We start from the raw sequence: 755 nt of genomic DNA, 5'->3' as shown, positions 1-755 counted from the left end.
AAGATTTAAATACAAAAATGCAAAAGGCTATTTTTGATTTTAAGGTGGCTAAATTCTTTGGATTTGAGGATAGGTACTTTGGGGTTATCCTTGTAGCCTACAGTGATATATTTATAATATCAACAAACAAAGAGCAAACCTATTTTAATTATCTTAATTTCATAAGCAATTTAAACTCAAATGAAAAACAAAAATACCTAAACTTAAGAGCCTCTACTAAAGATTTAGAAAAACAAATTTTTAAAGAAAAACTTAAATTTATAAAGCACTATGAAGAATTTTATGATTATTTAGATAGCATAGGCTATTTGGATAAGGGTTCTTGGTATAAAGGTTTGGCAAATATATATAAAATTACAATATATTATTTTATCTACGATGTGCCAAAAAATCTTAAAAAATTTTATCCCCTAGAAGATAAAAAATTAGCACTTGAAAAAATGAAAATAAGTTATAAAGTATTTAACAATTTAGATTTAAATTCGACTTCTGAGATTCCTAGTATAGCTAATGATGATTGGAAAAATGCTTTTAAAGATTTTTCTAATGCAAGTTATAATTGGATAAACAAAATCCAAAAGGCCTTAGATGAATGCAAATGAAAATAATACTAGTGTTCATAATGAAAACAATACTACTATTAACATTAAAGAAAGTATAAAAGAAGCCCTAAGAGAAGGACAAGAGGTTATAGAAAGTGGTAGAGAAGGGATAGGGAAAATAAATATCTCACTACAAATCAGTGATGGTGTTAC

The 755-nt window shown here is 26.1% G+C and carries 1 protein-coding gene; it reads left to right on the top strand.

Annotated features, from left to right (window positions below):
* Nucleotides 1–602: hypothetical protein (locus tag L8W56_RS08740; RefSeq protein WP_263660033.1), on the top strand; the 602-nt coding region annotated here is incomplete at its 5' end.
* Nucleotides 603–755: the final 153 nt, after the last annotated feature.

Source organism: Campylobacter sp. IFREMER_LSEM_CL1085, from assembly GCF_025772235.1.
Taxonomy (GTDB): Bacteria; Campylobacterota; Campylobacteria; order Campylobacterales; family Campylobacteraceae; genus Campylobacter_D; species Campylobacter_D lari_D.
This window is presented reverse-complemented; position numbering and strand designations above follow the sequence as displayed.